At 36.1% G+C, this 21,476-nt stretch carries 17 protein-coding genes and 2 pseudogenes; 3 read left to right on the forward strand and 16 right to left on the reverse strand.

The annotated features are described in order from the left end of the window. Positions 1 to 5: 5 nt before the first annotated feature. The 12 genes and pseudogenes from BLR11_RS08305 to BLR11_RS08360 all read right to left on the reverse strand — a co-directional run bounded on the left by BLR11_RS08305 (position 6) and on the right by BLR11_RS08360 (position 15,409). Entirely contained in the window at positions 6 to 1,124 is a 1,119-nt protein-coding gene (locus tag BLR11_RS08305; RefSeq protein WP_143006415.1) for a DUF932 domain-containing protein, read from the reverse strand. A 663-nt stretch (positions 1,125 to 1,787) separates the two neighbouring features. Beyond that, positions 1,788 to 2,993: pseudogene (locus BLR11_RS08310) on the reverse strand (IS256 family transposase). A 204-nt stretch (positions 2,994 to 3,197) separates the two neighbouring features. Beyond that, on the reverse strand, positions 3,198 to 3,623 hold the full coding sequence (locus BLR11_RS08315; protein WP_091650609.1) for a very short patch repair endonuclease: 426 nt from the start codon (positions 3,621 to 3,623) through the stop codon (positions 3,198 to 3,200). 143 nt (positions 3,624 to 3,766) lie between these two features. Continuing rightward, a pseudogene (locus BLR11_RS08320) lies at positions 3,767 to 4,121 on the reverse strand (transposase). A gap of 127 nt (positions 4,122 to 4,248) precedes the next feature. Further along, entirely contained in the window at positions 4,249 to 5,193 is a 945-nt protein-coding gene (locus tag BLR11_RS08325; protein WP_091650611.1) for a protein NO VEIN domain-containing protein, read from the reverse strand. Further along, positions 5,168 to 7,156, reverse strand: a complete 1,989-nt coding sequence (locus BLR11_RS08330; RefSeq protein WP_091650617.1) for a DEAD/DEAH box helicase — start codon at positions 7,154 to 7,156, stop codon at positions 5,168 to 5,170. The genes BLR11_RS08325 and BLR11_RS08330 overlap by 26 nt, the downstream gene beginning before the upstream one ends. A 5-nt stretch (positions 7,157 to 7,161) precedes the next feature. Beyond that, positions 7,162 to 8,454, reverse strand: coding sequence for a hypothetical protein (locus BLR11_RS08335; RefSeq protein ID WP_091650620.1), 1,293 nt, complete (start codon positions 8,452 to 8,454; stop codon positions 7,162 to 7,164). Next, on the reverse strand, positions 8,454 to 10,070 hold the full coding sequence (locus BLR11_RS08340; RefSeq protein ID WP_091650622.1) for a DNA cytosine methyltransferase: 1,617 nt from the start codon (positions 10,068 to 10,070) through the stop codon (positions 8,454 to 8,456). The genes BLR11_RS08335 and BLR11_RS08340 overlap by 1 nt, the downstream gene beginning before the upstream one ends. A gap of 192 nt (positions 10,071 to 10,262) precedes the next feature. Continuing rightward, a complete protein-coding gene (locus BLR11_RS08345; RefSeq protein WP_218118752.1) occupies positions 10,263 to 10,460 on the reverse strand; it encodes an HNH endonuclease in 198 nt (65 codons plus the stop codon). A 434-nt stretch (positions 10,461 to 10,894) separates the two neighbouring features. Then, positions 10,895 to 11,278 (reverse strand): YolD-like family protein, encoded by a 384-nt coding sequence (locus BLR11_RS08350; protein WP_091650625.1) that lies wholly within the window; start codon positions 11,276 to 11,278, stop codon positions 10,895 to 10,897. A 154-nt stretch (positions 11,279 to 11,432) separates the two neighbouring features. Next, a complete protein-coding gene (locus BLR11_RS08355) occupies positions 11,433 to 14,678 on the reverse strand; it encodes a hypothetical protein (protein ID WP_091650629.1) in 3,246 nt (1,081 codons plus the stop codon). Between the two features lie 230 nt (positions 14,679 to 14,908). Beyond that, positions 14,909 to 15,409 carry a Y-family DNA polymerase gene (locus tag BLR11_RS08360; protein WP_245675120.1) on the reverse strand — a complete coding sequence of 167 codons (501 nt, stop codon included), beginning with the start codon at positions 15,407 to 15,409 and terminating at the stop codon, positions 14,909 to 14,911. Between the two features lie 289 nt (positions 15,410 to 15,698). On the opposite strand from BLR11_RS08360, the gene BLR11_RS08365 reads away from it, so the two are divergent. Then, positions 15,699 to 15,887: a helix-turn-helix domain-containing protein gene (locus BLR11_RS08365; RefSeq protein ID WP_091650632.1), complete on the forward strand. Its 189-nt coding sequence runs from the start codon at positions 15,699 to 15,701 to the stop codon at positions 15,885 to 15,887. Positions 15,888 to 16,007: 120 nt separating this feature from the next. Continuing rightward, positions 16,008 to 16,193, forward strand: a complete 186-nt coding sequence (locus tag BLR11_RS08370) for a helix-turn-helix domain-containing protein (protein ID WP_091650634.1) — start codon at positions 16,008 to 16,010, stop codon at positions 16,191 to 16,193. 214 nt (positions 16,194 to 16,407) lie between these two features. Here BLR11_RS08370 and BLR11_RS08375 read toward each other — a convergent pair whose 3' ends face one another. Next, positions 16,408 to 18,474, reverse strand: a complete 2,067-nt coding sequence (locus tag BLR11_RS08375; RefSeq protein ID WP_091650637.1) for a hypothetical protein — start codon at positions 18,472 to 18,474, stop codon at positions 16,408 to 16,410. A 758-nt stretch (positions 18,475 to 19,232) separates the two neighbouring features. On the opposite strand from BLR11_RS08375, the gene BLR11_RS13975 reads away from it, so the two are divergent. Then, positions 19,233 to 19,538 carry a hypothetical protein gene (locus BLR11_RS13975; protein WP_218118753.1) on the forward strand — a complete coding sequence of 102 codons (306 nt, stop codon included), beginning with the start codon at positions 19,233 to 19,235 and terminating at the stop codon, positions 19,536 to 19,538. Between the two features lie 158 nt (positions 19,539 to 19,696). On the opposite strand, the gene BLR11_RS08380 is transcribed toward BLR11_RS13975, so the two are convergent. From BLR11_RS08380 to BLR11_RS08390, 3 genes are read right to left on the reverse strand one after another with little or no spacing between them, the layout of a single operon-like run. Then, positions 19,697 to 20,890 (reverse strand): tyrosine-type recombinase/integrase, encoded by a 1,194-nt coding sequence (locus BLR11_RS08380; RefSeq protein WP_176762924.1) that lies wholly within the window; start codon positions 20,888 to 20,890, stop codon positions 19,697 to 19,699. Further along, complete coding sequence (locus BLR11_RS08385; protein ID WP_091650643.1) at positions 20,887 to 21,090, reverse strand: helix-turn-helix domain-containing protein; 204 nt, start codon at positions 21,088 to 21,090, stop codon at positions 20,887 to 20,889. The genes BLR11_RS08380 and BLR11_RS08385 overlap by 4 nt, the downstream gene beginning before the upstream one ends. Before the next feature lie 50 nt (positions 21,091 to 21,140). Further along, positions 21,141 to 21,476 carry a hypothetical protein gene (locus tag BLR11_RS08390; protein ID WP_091650645.1) on the reverse strand — a complete coding sequence of 112 codons (336 nt, stop codon included), beginning with the start codon at positions 21,474 to 21,476 and terminating at the stop codon, positions 21,141 to 21,143.

Raw genomic sequence — 21,476 nt, forward strand, 5'->3', positions numbered from 1 at the left:
CCTGTTTATTTGACGACTGTCAGCCGTGGTAAATCGGGTGTCACATTCCGCATGGGTTTCGTTGACTGCTGCCCGGATAGTAATGTCTTTGGAACCGGGTAGGCTAATAATTCTCCACCGATCCGTTCTAATTCCGTGGCCCGTTCATAGGATTTGGATAACTGGCTGGCAGCGGTTACCGCATTGATCAATCCGTACCGGCTGCAGTCTTTGCCCAAGAACAATTGGCGCAGTACATCGCCCCGTTCATTCTGGTTGAGCTGGAAGGTATCTGCCAGTACTTCCACGGCTTCTACCGGATTATGAGTGAGTGGAATCTGTTTAGCTTCCTGCAATTTACGGACAGAAAGATGAAATTTCGTCTCATCGACGGCACTACGGACAATATCCTGTACCTTCATAAAGAAGGCTTTATCGTCCTGTGCCAGTGTTTCATCGGAATAGAGTTCATAGGCATCGTTTGGCTGTTCATTGATTTGCCGCCCTACATGATATTTCTTTTGGGCGTAGTCCTTGACGATCAACCCATTTTTGCAAACCAGACGGAATACTAACGGTTCCACCCGCAGACTACCCAGCCCGATTTCACTATTGCTGATGACAAAGCCGGCCTGTACCACATCGCCTACGGCTACTTCTTCTTTCAGCTTCCGGTTAATGACCTTCAAATACAAATGGGCATCGGTCACGTCACAGCTTGTAATCTCGGCCTTTTTCATTTCCTGAATTACCGGCAATACCGCACTGCATAACTCCAAATGATCCAATCTGCGATACCGGTCGGAGAGAAATGCTCGGACGCTGTGATCCAGCACCCGGACCATGCGCCGTTCCGGACTCTGCCGGAACCAACCGTTGACACTTTCATCCAACAGCATGGGGAATTCCTGCTGCATCTTCTGATAGTACCGGTACGGGATCTGCAGTCGGGATGCAATCTGCTGATGAGCGATGGGCCCAACGGTGTACTGTTTCTCCGTATTGCCAAGTAGTACCGCTAGTTTCGATACCCCGTCTGTCGTCTCCAATTCCAGATTCCGCGTATCAGCCAAAAAATCTTTCCGACTCTTTCGTTGCCGTGTCAGCTCCGTGCCTATTTCTTGTAACGTTCGTCCTTGTTTCATGATCAAGTTCCTCCTCATATATTATATGTAAAATATGTGTTACCTCATTCAGACAGCAAAAAGCCCGGACTGCTACGAGTCCGGGCCAGCTGTTTTCTATGTTACTATGTTCCTCTGCAGGGGGTTACGATGACATTCGTAACACTGCTAAGTCATGTATATAATATATAAGTCAAATGATGAGAAATAACAACTACAGCTTATGCTCAAGTCAATACTGTTATGGTAAACTAAAGTTGTAACAGGAGTGGATAATAAAAGATATCTCTACGAAGGGAGAAAACAAGGCCACAATATTATAACGAATCCCTTAAAAAGAACATCGTACGCTTTCGGTTACAAGAGGGCCAAACATACAAAAGTATTACCGCAGAATATGGGAGCTCTAAAGCCAGTATTTCAAAATGGTGTACCTACCTAAACCAGTCTGAAGAATTTGAAAAATCTCAAACTCCATATTCATTTTGGTTATTTAGTGGACACAATTGGTAAGTTTTTTTTAGAGTGTGTGAATAAAAATCTGTAAATACTAGTCTTCTATGATAATACTTGGGCAGAAAATTCTTACTGGTTTTTTCTGCCCTTGATTTATATATAACAGCACATACCATGCATGTCAAGTACAAGCGAAAAATACGTCGGTTGATCATCATATACAGTGGTTTATTCTGGCAGTCGTCCTTCATACATGATACTCAACTCACCATAGACTTGTCTCCAATTCCGAATAGGCATGGACCATTTTTTTTTGGCTTCAAAAGTAGATAGGTACAGTGCTTTTAAAAGGGCTGTATCACTTGGGAACACGCTTCTCTGCCGGTTTAGCTTGCGGTAGGTTGCATTCAGGCTTTCAATTGCATTGGTTGTGTAAATGACCTTCCTGACAATTGCTGAAAACTTGAAGATGGGGGAAATGGCATCCCAGTTCTGCTTCCAACTTCGCATGGAGTTCGGATATTTTTCATGCCACTTTTCTGTGACACGCTCCAGCGCATCCAATGCTTTTTCTTCCGTTGGGGCTTGGTAAATTGTTTTTAAATCTGCATAAAATGGTTTTCTATCCTTATCTGCTACATATTTCATGGTATTACGCACCTGATGTACGATACAGCGTTGGTATTCTGTCTTTGGATACGCAGCCGTGATTGCTTCTTTGATACCGGTTAACCCATCTGCACAAATAATCAGAATGTCTTTTACTCCCCGGTTTTTCAACCCATTCAAAACGGACAGCCAATACTTAGAACTTTCATTTTCACTCACCTCTATGGTAAGAACTTCTTTGAGACCATCTTGATTAATGCCTAAGATGACGTATGCTGCGAGTTTGCGAATGATGCCATTATCACGAACGGAGTAATGGATGGCATCGATATAGAGGACCGGATACACATCTGAAAGAGGACGATTTTGCCAGTCTTCAATCTGCGGCATGATTTTATCGGTAATATCCGAAATAAAGCCTTCTGAAGCTTCAAATCCATAAATGTCTTCCAGTGTATCCGAAATTTGTCTGGTGGTCATGCCCTTGGCGTACATAGAAATGATTTTTTAATCGATAGCAGAGATATCCTTTTGCCTTTTTTTGACGATCTGGGGCTCAAAGGTAGATTTACGATTCTGAGGAACCTGAATATCCATGTTTCCATAGCTACTGTTGATGCGTTTGTGTTTATACCCGTTACGATAATCATCACTAGCAGAGCGTTCTGATTTTTCATAACCCAGGTGTTAATCCATTTCATTTTCCATCATTTCTTTTATGGTGCCACCAAGCAGATTCTTAAGGGCGTCCTGAATGTCTTCTGCAGATTTGATGTCATACTCTTGCAGGAGTTGTTGGATGATGTTGCGTTTTCCTTCTGTCATTTGTACTTTGTGTACGGGTTTCTTTTCTTTTTCCATAATAAAGGCCTCCTATGATTTTATCATAGAAGACCCTGAAAAATCTTTATTTACAGAAAAACTTTCACAGGCCCTCAAACCCCATATTCTTTTTGTATATTAAGAACAATGGCATGTGTTCTTAATCGTTTCCTTAAAGGAAATTTCCGTATAACGATAAATATAATTTTACCTTGCATTATTACATTTCTCACAAATAATTTTCAAACAAACGTCAAGATTCGCGTGCACTTGCTTTTCCCAAAAATGAACGGGCAGCCAATTCAATTGTCGCAAAAGTTTATTATTTCGTTTATCTCGATTAATATTTTCTTCTATTTTTTCGTTCCAGTATTTCTGATTGGTTTTGAGCCTTAATTTTCTATTTTCCCAATCATATCCATGCCAAAACTCACCATCAACAAATATTGCGATTTTATATTTCAATATCGCGATATCTGGTGACCCTGGCAACTTCTTGTAATTCAATCGATATCGCAGACCTTTATGCCACAGAGCTTTTGCAAGCATAGTTTCTGTTTTTCCACCTTTTAAGTGGACATGAGCCATTCTCTTGGATATTTCAGGCGTTGTAATAAAGTGTGGATGTTTCATGATAGCTCCTATGCATTTGAATCTTTTCCTAAAATAGTAACTCACAACCACCACTTCAAATGGTGGTTTGTCTTAGTCCTATAAAGACAATTACTTACGCGCCTAAAAGGCGGGCATCGCAAGCACTGTTACCAACTTAGCTTCTAAAAGAAACTTTTGATTAGTTTATCTTCTTCCTTGGCATAAATTTCTTGCTCTGCAATGTATTTCCTAATTGCTTCTTCTGTAACATTACCCACGGTGCCCATGTAATAGCCTCGTGCCCAAAATGCCTTGTCCCATTTGCCAAACATATCGGGATGTAAATCATGTATCATCAAAGCGCTTTTCCCTTTCAATAATTTCAATATTTTTGTAACCACATAACTTTGGGATGACTTCCTTAATATCTAATCGTAACTTTCCATATAATACCCTTCTTCGGTATTTTGGTATAAATACTATATGATATTGGCACTTCCACTTTGCATGTGCTAAATTTAAACTATCCATTTGGATACCCCCATGTTCATGATTTGGCTTGCGACACCATAATCATGGTATCATGGGGTTTTTAAGTTCCACGAATGTAACATTACGATTCATTTCATTCTCCCCAGCATAGCTGGAGGATTAGGATTATCCTTCAAACTTTCCTAACATGATATGTTTGAGGTTCTACCAACCAATTTTCTGAAAGCATAATGATACTGGCCGGATCAGATAGAATCATTGGAACATAATCATCCTTATTGATTCTTGATAACTCAATAAGATATAAATAATAATGTGTTCCTCTTAATTTTGCAATCTCATATTCATTACTTGACCAATAAAATCCATTCCGCTCTGAAATAGCTTTTACCTCTATGAATCTATCATAATCAGAGGAATCGTTTGATTCAAAAGAAACAATGTCATAACCAGCACACACATCAACTTCTGATATTATTCGAATTTTCTTCGACAATATGGGATTCGTTATACGTTTTTTTTCATATTCTAAAACATACTTTTCAGCTTTTGCTCCTATTATCGCATTTGCTTCAAGATTATTTTTTAATTGTTCTAAAGAAACTGTCTTTGTACTTTCTTTGCACAAATTTGAAATAACATCCTCAAATTCAGGATTAACATGAATACTAGCCAGTATTTTTCGGCTTGTTGTAAAAAAATTTTGACTAATCAGAACATTCCTGATGGTAGAATATGTCAATGGTAATAATTCATTTCGAAATGTAATGTTACAATCCTTAATGTCATAGAAAAACATATCAGCTTTAAAAATATTTTGTTTAAATAAGGTGCATACTGTACATTTAATCAACGCATCATTCAAAGCTGAAGATGATTCTAAATACGGATAAATATCTTCATTAAGACGTATATATTCATCACATAAAATCCATCCGAAACTCATACAATAAGAAATCAATGAATCAACAGGTAATTGATATATTCCGGGAGCATGAGAACAGAGTACTCTAATATCGTTCACTAAGAGCACGCGTTTTCCTATAATAGTCCTCAAAAAATATATCAAATCATCTTTTTTTCCTGGAAAACTAAGATTTTTTAGTCCTTCTAACATAATCTTTGATCAACGCCTTTATATCATCATCACCAAGGTCTTCCGTAATATTATCGAATAATGGGATAGGCATGCTTTCCATGATATCATTCATTCGATGTTCTTTTTCAGTCAAACGAGTATCAATAGTCTCATCAATAGAATCTTTTGATAAAATATAATAGTAATTTGTCTCTACATCTGGTTTAAGTCCATATCTATGAATACGATCTTTGGACTGTACAAAGTGTGCAACATTGAATGATCTTTCAATATAAATTGCATTATGACAAGCTTTATGCAAAGATATCGATTCAGCTACGGCAAATGGATTCGCGATAACAACTTTATATGAACAATCAGGATCTTGAAACTCTTGCACAATTCGTTCGCGTGTTATGATTTGACTTTCACTATCGTTAGACAAACCCTCGTTTTCAACAGGTATAGCACCATATAATTCTTGTGATTCGATGCCTGTTTTTGCAAGATATTGTTTGAGACCAAGAATCGTATGAACAAATGTGGCCCAAACCACTACCTTGCCTCCACTAGCAATAATTTTTTCTATAAGTTCTTTAACTACTTTATATTTTATCGGGGTTTCTATTTTTTCATAATCTATAATAGATCTCATAATATTGGCATCATTTACAACTTGATATGCTTCTCCAGGACACTCATCATCTTCTAAAAATTCCTTAAGCGGAGCTTGTAACATTGAAGGATCTGTCGCCGTTTGCATCAAACGAATCACTCTCGCTTTAGCAAGCATAGCTTTGAAACGAGAAGATGTATCAACTGACCCATCTTCTATCATTGCATCAATATATTTTTTTTCAATAAAATCATATATGCGTTGCTGTATTAGACCCATATTAACCTTAATAGGAGGATGCACAGTCTCTTGCGGTATCTTCAAATCACTTTTTTTGATACGGATAAAATAAGGTGAAATATTGTCAATCAAACGATTTACTCGCGGATCACTTCTTCTAGCAGTCATATCTCGTAATTGATTAACTCCAAATCCAATAACATTTTTATCTGGCCAGATAAATTTAAACATATTATAGAGATCTTCATATCCGTTAGGCGCCGGCGTACCTGTTAATACAACTCTTGCTCTGCAATACCTCGCTAAGCTAAGAATAGCCTGTGCAATTATTCCTCCTGAAGAATTTTTAGCCTTGTGAGCCTCATCAAGAACGACCATGACTTTGTTATTACGTAAAAAGTAACCAATGTCGTCTTGTAAAGATACTACTGAAGCATACGAAATAAGAGTTAATTCAACTGTATGTTTTGAATACAAATAATTCTGCTTATCTTCCTTACTTATTCCACTAATAAGACGTTTGACATCTGGTTTATGACCAAAACATTCAGCATATTCCAATTCCCAAGGTCCAAAAGCGCTCAATGGTCCTACTATCAACAACTTATCGATATATTTTACATCATCAGTAAGAAGATGATGTAAATATGCATATGCTCCATAAACGATACTGGTTTTCCCTGCACCTGGAACGGAAAAATTGCAAGCATTTTGTGAAAATGCTAAATGATATGCCGAAAGTAACTGCAAAGGATACAGAGACCTGTTAGACAATTCATGTACAACAATATTAGTAAATTCCTGAAATTCAACTGTATCACACTTGTTGTTTCTGATAAGGCAAGCTTTTTTCGAAAAAGTTGTGAATTGGCGTTTTTTTTCATAAAAATCATTAAGAACTTTTTCTGAAGATTTACTCTCGACTTCATTAAATTTATACTTAGCTAACATCTTGCTGACCTTTGATAATATATCCATTATATCATTATTTCCTACAGAAATAATGATTTTTGAATCTTCTACAGTCGGATGTAGATAATCTTTCATATATCCCCATGCAAATCGGTGTTTTCGTAGAGCATCGACATCTCCAAGTAAATATATTTCTTTTTTTTGAGAATCTACATTTATAGATATCGTAGCCATTTTGCTCAACTCCGATCTAATCGCTTCTTCATCGTCCACGTAATATTATTGATTTCTCTAACCATGTCCTTGATACGTGGATCAGTAGAAAAGCTATCTTGCTCACAATCAACTGCCTGCAATGCTCCAAGTGCTCTTTCTATAAGTTCTACAGGTTTATGCGAGTCTTGTTGGTCTTCAAGTTTTCTAGAGAATCTTCGCAGATTTCCTTTAAGAATCCCTTTTGATTGTCCAATCCAATCATTATCTCTACTTCTTAACAATTTACTAAGGTCCTCATGGGGATGTTGTTTGCGTAATTCGTCAACAGATTCTTCATCCCCCGGAGTTTTTGCTTGATGTTCTTGTAAAAACGCTTCCCAGAGTTCCTTATAAAAGAAAATGCTTCCGTCTTTTCCTGTCTTTGCGATATCACGAAACTCTTTTCCTTCATATCGAGCACGTATATAATCAAAACAAACTCGTTTTAAATCCGAAATATCAGAATCAGAATATGTCCAATTCATATTTCTGATATTTGCACCTTGCTTTTTATAAGAATCTAAATATCCTTCCAAATCAACAAAAGGTCCCTCTGTTTTTTCAAGACGGGTATATATACCATCATAATCATATTCTCTTAAATATTCCTCCATGAGTTCCAAAATTGAAAGCCATGTTTTGATTTGTCCAGGTTTTTCATTCATAAAACCTGCAATATCTTCTTCTGAAAAGCCAACCTGTTTGAGTCCTTTACATTTTAAATATTTTTCTATAGGATTGTAATCTAGCTTGTCGTCTTCACCCATCTGATAAATAGTTTCAAGCTGTTGAATATCTCTTTCTTCTGCATCATCCGGAAGAATTATAGCAAGAAAGTATCTGCAATGTTCAACTTGTCCCAACTCATAACCAAGTTCTGTACGCTTATGAAACAGACGATTGAGCAACATTGCCCGTCTATTTCCATCAATAATAATACCATTGGAAGTAACTATACCATAACGCTGTTGTCCATTCTGGCATAAACTTCTCATAGTCGTTTTGTTCCTGTCTTCTTTTGATTCATAAAGAAATTTTTCTATTATCTTACAATCATCATCGTTTTCTGCTTTAAGAACACCATTTTGTTTTTCGTAAGAAAGAACATCAGAACCAATACGCCCATTATATTTATTGTAAATCAAATAATCTAGCGGGATACGGTAAACATTTTCCGTGAGAGTGGCTCCTTTGTAACGAAGGGGTATCCCTGTCATAACCGGTTTCTGGTTATTTCGCAATTCCATAAGTTTTTCTTTGCGTGTTGAAGAATCCATTATTTAAGACCTCCCATTTCTTTAATAATGTTATCAAGAAGATAGTAACCAATGATAATTGCTTGCGGCAAACACTGAGGGGAACTCCCAGTTGATATCATATCCGTCCATGCCGCCTTAGGAATAGCTTGTTTTATAAATAGTTTGATATCATCTAATAATTCATAAGGACCAAACTGATTTACATCATACCGTTGCGTAGTTGTCATACAAAAAAGTTCTTGGAATCTATTATATGATACAGCTTGCATAATTTTATTTTCCAAGTACTCATTAACACGTTCTCTATAAACATTGTCAATTAAATCGTTCGTAATAGTCGGTGTAAACATAGCGGCTTTATCTTTCCCTTGGCTATAATGTAATTCAACATCCCAACGAAATCGTTTATTTTTAAAATCTGAATGGTAATTTGTCAACTCAACTCGATAAGATGAAAGAATCAGGTACGGGATATGATATTTGAATTTTGCAACTGTTCTTTTAGGTTGTTCTGTTTTTAAAGAAAATTTCATTCCGTTCAAATTCACGAACTTAATTGCTTTGTCATGTTGAATTGGAATGTACTGATTTGGTATTTCTTCATTATCGTCAAGTGCAATTGCTTTTGCTATTGCATATGCCATTTTGGGCGGTACTGCGTTTCCAACAAGCGTATGTTTTGTTGCTTTCGTTTTTCCATAAAACCAATAGTCTATAGGAAAACTCATCATTGATGCCGCTTCTCTTACAGTAGGTAATCTATATCGCTTATTCCCATATTCAAAAATCATTGCTTCACGTGAACTCGCTGACATTGTCGCTAAAACTGTCCGAGCAGGTTTATCAAGATTTTCCGGGAATGACATTCGTCCCATATACCCCTTATCTTGTTTCAGTCGTTTAGCAACTTTCCATTCAAACGGTGCTAGTTCATATATGTATCTATGATCAGTCATTTCCTTTCTAGTAAGTGTTAGATTAGGGTAATTTATATCAGTAATTGAAGTATTGAAATTTGCTAAAGGTTTACCTAAGGATGCAAGCACAGAACGCAACTTTACTACATCATCATCTGTATGCGTTGACTGAGGTTTCGGAAATTCGCCGCACAGATAACGTTTGCGATTTGTAGGCGCGCCAAAATATTTAGCATTGTAAATCCCAGACTCTCCTCTATTGGGATGTAAAGTGAAATCACCAAGTAGTCCTAAATCCGCCGCAGTATAGTCATCATAAATATACTTTTTTACATTTGGCACATTTTCCAATACCCAATACTTAAGAATTGAATTCGGTTTGTATTTTTTCCTCGCAACAATTCGTAAATATGCTTTTATAAGTTTGATGCCCAAGGTTTTATCCGCATTCCCAGATTTATTAGACTGCGAAAAAGCTTGACATGGAGGGGAACCTATGATTACTTCTGAATCTGGGACTAATTGTTCAAATGCTTCATCATCAAGCTCAGAAATTCTAATAACATCATCTTGAATAACATTTACACCAGGTTTATTTCCTTTATATGTTGTAACTGCAGGCATCCACTTGTCTACAGCAAATACTATTTGAAATCCTGCTTGGCGAAATCCCTCAGAGAAACCACCTCCTCCACAAAAAAAATCTGCAACTCTCATTCATTTCCCCCTCTATTTTGATTATGCAACTCATCTTTCTGTCCACGATTTTAAAAATATTTTGTGAATGATTGATTTTAATTATTAATTTATGTCTAAAAATACGTTTGATTTTTTCTCAGTTCTTTTATCTATATTGATTGCGGCCACTGTAACACATTTCAAACAATCAATTTAATAGTCAATTAGTATTTATCCTTTAGTCTTTTTTTGTCTTTTAACAAGTTTAATATATGCATTTTTATGACGATTAGGGCATAACGCAACAGTATTTTCCAATAAATCATTTTCCCCTTTTGACAGCCATTCAATATGATGAACTTCAAGATAATGGGTTCCGTTTTTCCGTTTAAATGGAGCTTTTACTCCACAAATATCACAAGATTCCATGTGCCCTACGTAATGCAAATGCTATTATACATGGATTCCTTTGATATTCATTATAGTAACTTTTGCATGTTATTTCAACTTATATTAATATATATTTTTTGAGCAATTTTTTTGAAAGAGTATACGCTTCTTTTTGTGTAATCCACTCAGACTCTAAAATTACTATATTATCAAAGTTATTCTTTGAATAAAAGCTTTCAAATCGCTTAGGCTGTATTTTTTATCTTGCCATTTTTATTGCAAGGCGACTGTACTCTAAATATGGTTTGTAAATAATTGGTCGCGGATGCAGAAAATAAACCTGCAAGAATAAATACTGCAGTCCATTCTTTAGCATAATCAACCCGTAATCGAACACGACTGCCGTTTGAGAGCCATAATTTGCGTTTCTTATGCTAGCGCTGTAGTAATTTCAGTTCTTCTTACCACCAGATTTATCCTACTCGTTTGTGACTGATGTATATTCCTTTATTGCGAAGCATATGTGTTACCATCCAATATTCTACACGGCCATACGTAGTAATATAAGTCCCGCCGTCTTTTTTATCATCCGGTTTAAAGTATGTAATAGCAACCTGCAGTTTATGTTCTATCTGTGCCTGTATCAGCATCAGCATTTCATTGATAGCTGCCTTCCTGTCTTCCTCTAACTCCAGTTTTTGATTGGTCAATCGTGCCGTTTCTTTTACTGCATTGCCATAACCTGTCAGCGTTGCATATTGGGAAAATTGTGTTGTCCGGGCTGAAACAGACATACGGGGATGTGTAGGAGAGGCAGGGTGCGGAAGATGTATGATATCATCGTATGTATCAGTCATGCTTTATGTCCCCCTATCTGCGTATCTTGTTCTATCGTAGTTGCGCCGTCCTGAAGGTCGATACCCTTTAAAATAGCGTTTTTCTCATTTAAATCCTATATTTCAAATATTCTGCTAGATCAAAATTGTTGTTCATAACATCTCTCCAAATTGCCTATTTCTTTTGCTGAGTAATAACTTCAGTAATTGGGGCCTTCGTAACATGGTGTGGAATGAATGGATCATCATCAGGAGTAATCGCAGCTGACAGCCAACTCTCGGGGCCAATTTCCCATGCGTTTTTTATTTCAATATCATTTTTTAATATTGCATAATCAACGGCTAACTCTGGACGATTATCTTTTGGATTCATATAAGACGGCATAAGATAATACTGTTTCCCTCGTTTTAGAATTATATCCTCAAAATTTTTAAAATTATCATCATTATTAGGGGTCATTCTTTGAAATCTATTAGCAGTAGTTATATATTTATTATTCCCAGACATCAGAACATCAAGGTTCGCCCCAAAAATCATTTTGTAATGAGAAAGATTATTTTTATTTATACCTTTTATTAACCCAACCGTTATAATATTTTTTTCATCAACTTTACCAAACATAGAAATCCATTCTTTAAAAATTGAAATTCCTGCATCTTTATTTGTAAAAAATGGTGATAAAATAGGTATCCCTTCATAACGTTCCCGACTTCTGACAAAAATAACACCCTGCCATCTTGCTTTATTCCACAATGAAAGATTAATCATTGAAACTACTTCCATGTTTTTGTGTCTAATATTTTCTGGATCAAAAGTACCTGGTGGAAACGCATGCCAAGTTAATTTATTAAACTTCACTGCATCAGCGTCGTTTGAATGCAGATTATCCTGAAATTGTACTGGAATATTCCTTTTAAGTGTATAATCTGTATCATCCATAGATATAAAATTCATTAGAATCATGGAATTTTTACCAAATAAATCTTCAGTCAAGAAAATACTACCCGTAAAATCTAATGACCTATCAAATACATTATCTTCTTCGATCATTTTTTTTATCTGTGTTTTAGAATCCTTAAATATTAAGATGTGTGCCATCAATTTCGCGATGAAATCTAAGATAACCCTCTTAGTAAGGTGTTGCGCATGACAAAATTCTTCCTTATGAAAATCAGAACAAATTATGTTATATTTTTGACTACCCACTTTATTATAAGATATTTTAAATTTTTCAGAAGCAACATATTTTACAAATATATGCACTTTGGGAGTAACACTAATAATCTGATCAATAGGTGCTGTTGCAAGAAAACTCTCAAGTGCAGCCAAAATACTTTCTGATAATTCGATACATGGGAATTTTTGATCAGCTTCAATAATAATATTGCATCCTAAAATTTTTGACTGTAATAATTCAATATTATGCAATCCAAGTGTTGACACGTTGGTTATTTGGTCTTTTGCAGGTTGATTATACCAATCTTTCATAAACTGATGAATTTCATTGGAATTTCGCCCTACAAAAAAAGATTTATCAATATAACCTAATGTATATTTCAAAGCAATAGATGCCATATATAATTGATATTTATCCAGTAAATCAGGAAGTAATGATAATTTCGGCAATTGCTCAAATGGTACTCGCAAAAATAACATTCCTAAAATTGTATCAAATAAATCCATATTATTTTCAGTTTTATTTATTTTGCTTGTATCGTAACCAACTGAAGAAAGTAAGCAACAAGAAATATTATCCATCTTATGCCACGCAAGCAATTGAGGAATCCGTCCAAGCCTTAATTCTACCATTTTCATACTAGTAGAGGAGGCAACTAATACCGGACTTAAGCGGTCATATTTCATATAATCTATAAAGCCAATATAAAATGCATTAAAGTAAAATCCTCTAGAGGCCCATAATAGATCCAAATTTTCACAAGCATGACCTATTAAGAAAAGAGCTAGCAAAAAATCTTCTTTACTTTCTTCTTTATACAAACTAAACACGGCTCTACCAATATAACGAACTGCCTTAAATGGTTTTTGATTAACTAATTGCTGCCCACGCGTTAATAAAAGTTTAGCAGATATAATTTCTTGTTTTCTATTATTTGTCATCGCTACGATAGTTTCGAACAACTTATCAAAACTATTTGATTCTTCCACCTGTGGGGCTAGTTCCATAATGATTTTTGAGATTGTATCAAGGCTAAAATCAAGAACACCCTGACTTTCGGTGATAATAGAAGAAAGTTCCTCAAATAGTACATTAGCATCTTGACCAAGTAATAACTTTACAAAAACATAATTTGCCTTAGCTTCCAAAGCTGAATTGGGACGATTTTTATCATTAATTAGTCTTTCATATTCGGATATTAGTTTCTCTGTATGCATTCTTATTCTTTTTTCACTGGAATTTTTTTTTGAAATTATAAATAAATTGATCCAAAGCTTCGTCAAACATTCTATATCATACACATTGCTTCCACCAACAACAAGCTTTTCATAGTCACAATATTTATTATAGAATTCGTCAAATTCTTCATACCAATAATAAAGAGTCTGTGCTGATTCATAAACACATTCTTTTCGTTGAACAACTGTACCATATTTATCCGCTAGAATTATAGCTCTATTAAATTTTCCCATGGTTTCCGCAAGTGACCGCTCTAATTCTCTACTTAGTATTGCGGCATTAATGGCCATTTGGACTATAGATCCATTTTGAACCCCATCGGCAATTAAATTTTTTATCTCATTTTCTAAAGTATCTAATTCTTTTCTGCGTTTGTAATCTAAAGGTCCAACGTTTATTATTTCCTTAAAAGATTCAGACAATCCAAAAATTTCTGCAGCAACTTGTTCATTATGATTATTAAACACTTTATCCAATAGCCATAGTCTGTCCAATATTTTAACTTGTACACTATATTTTTTTGTTAACTCATCTTCCGTAATAGCTCTTTTCTTATCGGGAACGTATTGATTGCTCATAAAAAAAATTGTTGTGTAATTTCTGTCAGTAGATAAAATATTTTTGACATCAGCTACAATTTTTGATTTCCAATCTTTCTTAGCACTAAATGCAAATGCCCATCTTTCAGATGCAGCTTGTCTCCCAATTCCAACATACCAAGTTAATGCCGTGTTATCTGACACAGGATAAGTCTCAGAATCAACTTTGCTATCACCACCACCAGTTGGGCCTGTCTGAGAGATTAAATTAGGACATATTTCTAGTTCAGCTAAACGTTTACAAAACAATTCAAATGTTTTCTCTTCGTTTCGATTTGTTAAACTTTCAAGGTAATAGTCAAAAAAATTCCTATCTAATTGTGCTTTTTGTAATTCAACAGAATCCGAAAATTGATTTGGTCTTCTTGATTTTAAAAAGTCATATGGAGATACTGACTTATCCATTTTTCATAACCTCCTTGCTAAGCACGACATCCCTTCTGAAAAATCATACCACAAATTAAGAACGCTACAGACAAATGCTCTCATAATAAGGCGTTTTTTAACTAAAAATTGTCTTATAGCGTCTTGGCACAATACAAAAAGTGAATAAAGACAAAGTTCGCTTTTTCTACAAAGATATTTCATTGTTTCTTTTGGCACAAAACATCCAATAAAGATACTTCGTTGACAAGTTAAAGCAAGGATACATTTCCCATTTTATTTTGTACTAAATCTTGACATAGGATCATTCCTGCAGTCGCAGTAATACCTGTCGTATGAAACACATCCAGAATCATTTTCATTGCAAGTTCCCGCGGCGAAAGCTCATATGTTTTGAGGTATTGTGTCACATCCATAAATACTTCATCAATCGAATAGACGTGTATATCCTCGGGTGCAATGTACTTCAAGTAAATCTGATATATCTTCGTGATGTATTTGACATACAGTCCTATCCGCGGCGGTGCCGTAATGTAATCCAATGATAATGCTGGCGAGACTTTCAACTTAGTATCATCAAAAGATGAATCTGTAAACGTATGTCCGGGAGCCATGAATTGCCGTTTTGCATTTGCTTCCTTGACCTTCCGCACAACTTCAAACAATCTTGCCCGTCCGGGAATACCGTATGCTTTTAGCGACGGAGAAACAGCAAGGCATATCGCCTTTTCCGTCCGGCTTTTATCGGCCACTACAAGGTGAGAGTCGTCAGGGGATCCAGCTTACGTTCCACACGTTCAACGGAAGCGTAGAACGATTTCAAGTCAATAGCAATATAAATATGATTGTCCATAGTCACGGTCTCCTTGACGAGTGTTTTCACTTCTTATATTCTATCACAATTAACGCCTGTTGCTCTACTTCAAATGCCTAAGCACTTATATAGTTGAAAATCGCGCTTCTACGTGCAGAATCAATCTTCTTTGTGTTGAGAAATACTAACATACCTGTAATAACAAAGAGAAGGGAGGTCCAACGACCATGAAAGCAGTAGCAATCACTAAAACCGTACTTCATGTTTCTGATGCAGCATGCCTTATGAATTGCAGTGCCGGCAAAGTATACAATTTAATCAGATCAGGAAACCTTGATGCCTACAAGGTTGGAAAAGCATGGTTGATCACCGTAGACGCCTTGGATAATTATCTGCACGTTAAAAGCCACCAGTAAGCCATCACACTGATTTTTCCGGCATATGTACCATTTTCAAAACATTCATATATGATCTATAACTCTTAAAAATTTATTAACATCATAATGATGAAAAATCAAAAAAAGAGGTGCATCATCATGTTTGAAATGTACGAGGATCTCGTAACCGTCGAAGAGTTTGCTGATATGCTATCCATCGGAAAAAACGCTGCCTACAAGTTATTAGCATCCGGTAAAGTAAAGTGTTTTCGACAGAACCGCATTTGGAAAATTCCAAAAGAAGGAGTGATACAATATATCCGTGAACAAAGCCATTTGTCATAAAGTAATAAACTAAATGTCGCAGCATCACAAAAAAGAGGAATTGGGTAATATATATAAAGGACTTGGGCATTTCCAAGTCCTTATTTTACGCTGTCCACATCGTCCTAATTGTCCTCGAGTTATAAAACCATCTAATATCCATTACTATGCCCTACCAAATTTAGGTGGACAATACGGACACATAGGACAAACACACTCGCTACAGCAATCATTTTTATTTACCAAACAAATAAAGACATATCATTCTAAAATAAGGATCTTCGACATGCTTATTACATGCGGTATATAAAGGTGTTCTTACTTGCTCATTTATGAGTGTATCAATATCATTTATCTTTGATAATAAATTATCCATATCTTGTAATTCTCTAATTTTTTTTACTAATATATCCCCCATGAATTCCATACAATGCCCCCATTCCGGATAGCTCTGAGCCCACCCTAAATCATACATTATCTGGGCATACACGAGTCCCCGTAAAAAATTGTATTCATGTGAGTCAGCATTTAAAAATTTAACCAATATTGTATGCAATGATCTTCCTTCTCTTCCTCTCTTTTTTCCATAATAATCCTGTACTGTTCCTACATCCCCCATTAAATTATCCATTGCTCTATCTTCCAATTGCATAATAGCTATCAAGATCTTTAAATCACATTGAATTATTTTTTCCTTTTCTGGTAATCCGCTGTGATATTGGTCCATATATCGATAGTGTTTAACGGCCTTATTCAATATTTTCTTGAAATCATTATGAATAAATTGCGAAGCTTCTTTTTGATGACATATTAAAAAACGATGCGCTTCTTTCATATTCCCCTTACCAAACGAAGCACACAGAGACACAAATATAGTTCGCTGATTAGCATTAATAGGTTGTACAACAGGTTGTGTCTGTCTATGATGTAATTTAGTTTCCGTAATCACAGAAATAGCTTTTTCTTTCACAAGTTCAATAGCAAAAACTTGGAATAAGTATTCATCCGCAACTTTCACCAGTTGCACTGTATCATTTGTTTGACTTAATAAATCCTGCAAACATTGCGCAATATAATGATAATATTGTCTACCCTGATCGTCTATATTACTTTTATATACATATTGCCCTACGTCATGGTTAGAAATTCCATGCATAAAATTCAAGCAATAATTTCTATCTGTCTTCTGCATTATAAGCAGCTTCAAAATCAGCGCATAATACTGGTAGTATTGTATAACCTCATGCAAACATTGCCGTTTCACTTCTGTTAATAAAAATATCATAATTTCATTCTGCTGACGTTGTTCTTCAGTAAAGGGTTCTTCAGTAAAGGGTTCTTCAACATAATTTACCGGATTGCTAAATAAAGTTACATGGGGATTACTTAAAAGTTTGTTCAAATTAAATGTGCATCGACTTTTATCATTATTGGAATGGTCGTTTTTCCTATCATCTATACCACTCTCCCCCCATTCATACTGAATATATTCCAGCAAATTGCATAATTTCCAACACTGTGAGTTCTGATCACCTTTTAACTTTTGAAATTCCTGTAAAGATATATGGAATTGTTCGAATAAATTACAAATAGGAGAATCTTTATCTCTGCGATCCTGTATTCTTTTTTTTAATTTCTGGTAAGGACGGTATTCTTCTGGTTCTATTAAAGGATCGTTGAAATCATCTCCTGACGGTTCTTGCCATTTATCTTTATCAGATATTTCTTCAGGCGTATGTATATACTTATATACGTCTTGGCAGCAATAATCAAAAATTGATTTACCATATTTTAAATGTACATGCTCCAAATAAAACTCAAGCAAAAATGCACCATGTACATCCCCAATCGCAGGTAACCAAAAGGGTATTTTAATGAGCTCTTTAAACTGTTTTTGATAAATAATTAGACATACATCTTCATTTTGATTGCTTTCTATTTCTTGAAGTATTTCCCTTGAAATTTTTACAATTTTTCTTAATCTTTTTGTAAGCTGTTTTTGAAACTGCTTTTTCTTATTGTGTACCCATTCGATTTTTCCAAACTTATCCAGTATAATGGATGAATTCAAGATCCAATAAATAAAGTTGTTGATTGCTTGATTTTCACTTTCCATCGTACTCCTAAATATATCATCAGTTAAATTCTCCATTGACTTATACCATTCCTTCTCTGAATAAAAAGAAAAGGGTAACACTACTCCATAAAGATGCACTGAAAAATTATTATAAAATTGCCTGGCATTGTAAAGAAAATCCTCGTATTTCTTATTAGCATCATCATTAGTGCAATAATCATTCATAAAAAACGCTCCTCATATTTAGCTGGCTCAACCCTATAATACTTATCCATCATCTTACCCACATTCAAACACATGTAAATGGTACAAATGAGAATAATCCTATTAATCTTCTTTATTATAACTGATATAACAAAAAAGAAAACACGTGTTACACATAATAAGTCCCAACTTTTTCTAAGATTAAATTTAATAAAATCAAGCAAAGACCTACTTCACATCAATAAATAGATAGTCCTTTAAAACCTTTTTAGAGTTATGATGTTACTGTTTCCGTTACATGCCGTCCATATTGTCCTAACTGTCCGCAGGTTATAAAACCTATAATAACTACAATTATATGCCACTAAATTTTTACGGACATTGCGGACAAATAGGACAAATACATTAAACTTTCCAATCTAAATAATACGACTCTTTTCTGAATGTATCTCCAGCTTACATTCCTGCATGCGTTCTTTTAGCGTTGACATGACTTTTTTGGCTTCTATTTGCGTTCGATAGTGTACAAGCTTATCATCAGCGGACCCATTTCAAATTTGGGTGTTTCCGCTCCATCCATCGATCAAACGCATAATGCATACCATCAATTTGAAGGGAAACAACAAGGGAAAAAGACTGTCATTCAAAAAGGACGGCGATATATTTAAGCCCATTGGAACAGTATACAGCGGACGTTGCATGATACAAAAATATCGAACAGTACCGAATGACATGTTAATCATTTCTTGTCCGAACGATTGAGTTCACGGGGCATGGAATTGAGTAAGAAGGGCTCAGAACAGATCGCAAGGTTACGACGATGCGGTACAATGGCGGCATATGTCGAAGAAAGATTGATAGGGCGTACCTACCAAGAAACACCAACAGTATGGGAATCCGCATTGAAAAACCAGATTGCCAAACACAGGTATTCATATTGCAATCAAACAGTTAATCAATACAGCATCGGATTGCTTGTTGCGCACTCCAGTTCGGATGATATCCATAGTTACCATCCACAAATAGCGGCTCGTATATCGATCGCAGTACTTGGACGATTACTTGTTATATTACCCGATCTATGACCGTGGAAATACTCAGTTGCCGCGCTGGACTTTCGCTCGTTACGACTTCGTCCATGCCGGTCGCACAAAAAAAAGGTTGCCGCATAAAGTGGATTTTCACTTCAGCAGCAGCCCCAGTGTAACAACATTGACTTGCATGCTGCTAGACCATGTGCGGCCTAGCTGGATATTTTTTTTATATTATCGAAGGTAGTCGTTATCGATTGATTGATGACTTCCTTATTTTCTTCTATTGCATGCCCGTAATAGTCCAAAAGCGTAGACGCTTTGCTATGTCCGGTACGTTTGATAATGTCCGGCAAGGAATGCCCGTTAATCATCAGTTGAGTAGCAAAATACCCGCGCAGATCGTGAAAACGCATCGCTTCAATGTGGTGCCTGCGAATAAAGTTAGTAAACCAGTTCGAAATGGTATTTGGCCGCATTGGAGTACCATCAGAAAGATAAAAGATTAGATCATACGGGTTCCACTGCTTACCTGCATGTTCTTTAATATGTTCAAATTCGCTTCTAGCTTCCTTGAGCATCGATCTGAGCTGCGGTATGACATAAATATCGCGTTGACTATTTTCGGTTTTCGTATGAGGATATAGGTAAGTTCCTTTTCCCGGCGTATATTGCACGGTTTGATGAACGTGTATTGTATGGGCTTCTTCGTCATAATCATTCCACGAAAGACCCAACACCTCCCCCTCCCGACAACCAGTGGTAAGATCCAAGAGAATCAGCAGCTGATAAGTATGATTCTCTTCCGTAAGCGCGATAAAAAGCTGTCGGATTGTCTCTGCCTTGAAGATTTTTGGTGCTTTAGGCTTCCCCTTGGGTGGATCGACCTTTTCCATGGGATTCGACGGAATCTGATCCAAACGATATGCGGTACGCATGATATGACCAAACAAATAATATACGGATTTTACGGTCAATGGACTAAGGCGTTTATCATTAGACCGACGTTGTTTTTCATTCCGTTTTTCCGTCAATAGCTTTGCTAAAAAATCGGTGATCATAGCAGGTGTAATATCTTTAAGCGCCACATTTCCTAAATTCGGCTGTATGTATCTATCAATTAAGCGCCGATACGAATCGACCGTACGAGGTGCTAATTTTTCCATTGCAGCATACTTTGTTAGCCAGTCTTTTGAAAAGGCTGTGAGAGTCGCGCTTTCGGTGTTAACGTCATATTTTTCAAGTTCAGATAGCCAGAGGCCCAGCTGATGCTGGGCCTCTGATTTATTCCGTGCTTTAACTGTCTTGTCGCGGCGTATTTCCTTCCCTTTGGGATCATATCCAAAGCGAGCAGTTAAAACCCACTTATCGGATGTCCCTTTCTTACGTCGAAACGTACCCGTCATGATGCATCCTTCTTCCCCTGTGTATCCAGCCATTCCTGCAATTCTTTCGGCCAAATCAAATATTTGCCACGGATACAATGAAAAGGCATTTCTCCCGATTTTGCCATCGACAAGACCGAATAGTATGATAACTTCCCGTAAAAAAATTCTTTTGCCACTTGCTTTGGATTGAGCGGTGCATCAAAAGTAATCATGTCCATCTCGGACCTCCTTCCTACCGGGGATTTACACCCCGGTAATACTAAATTGGCTATAAACTGACTCCCGGCAACAACAGCGTATCTCGTTGACCTTCATTATCAAAATCAGGATTAAAATACAATTGGTTTAATGTTAACCGTTCCGGTAAACATGGAATCTGCTGTGTTGGCCGATACAGCATCATATAGCGAGTAATATAGGCTGATACGGCATATTGATTAGCCTGCGTCAAATCGTCAAATTCCCAGATTGTAATTTTGAATAATTTTCGAACTGCCTGCAAAAGCATATATTCATTATCGACTATGCATAGACCATTATTACCGATTACGGCGTAATACTTCATTTCTTCCTGTTGATATTCACTTTCATTAAAATTAATCAT

Origin of the sequence: Megasphaera paucivorans, assembly GCF_900103535.1 — a bacterium.
GTDB lineage: Bacteria > Bacillota > Negativicutes > Veillonellales > Megasphaeraceae > Megasphaera_A > Megasphaera_A paucivorans.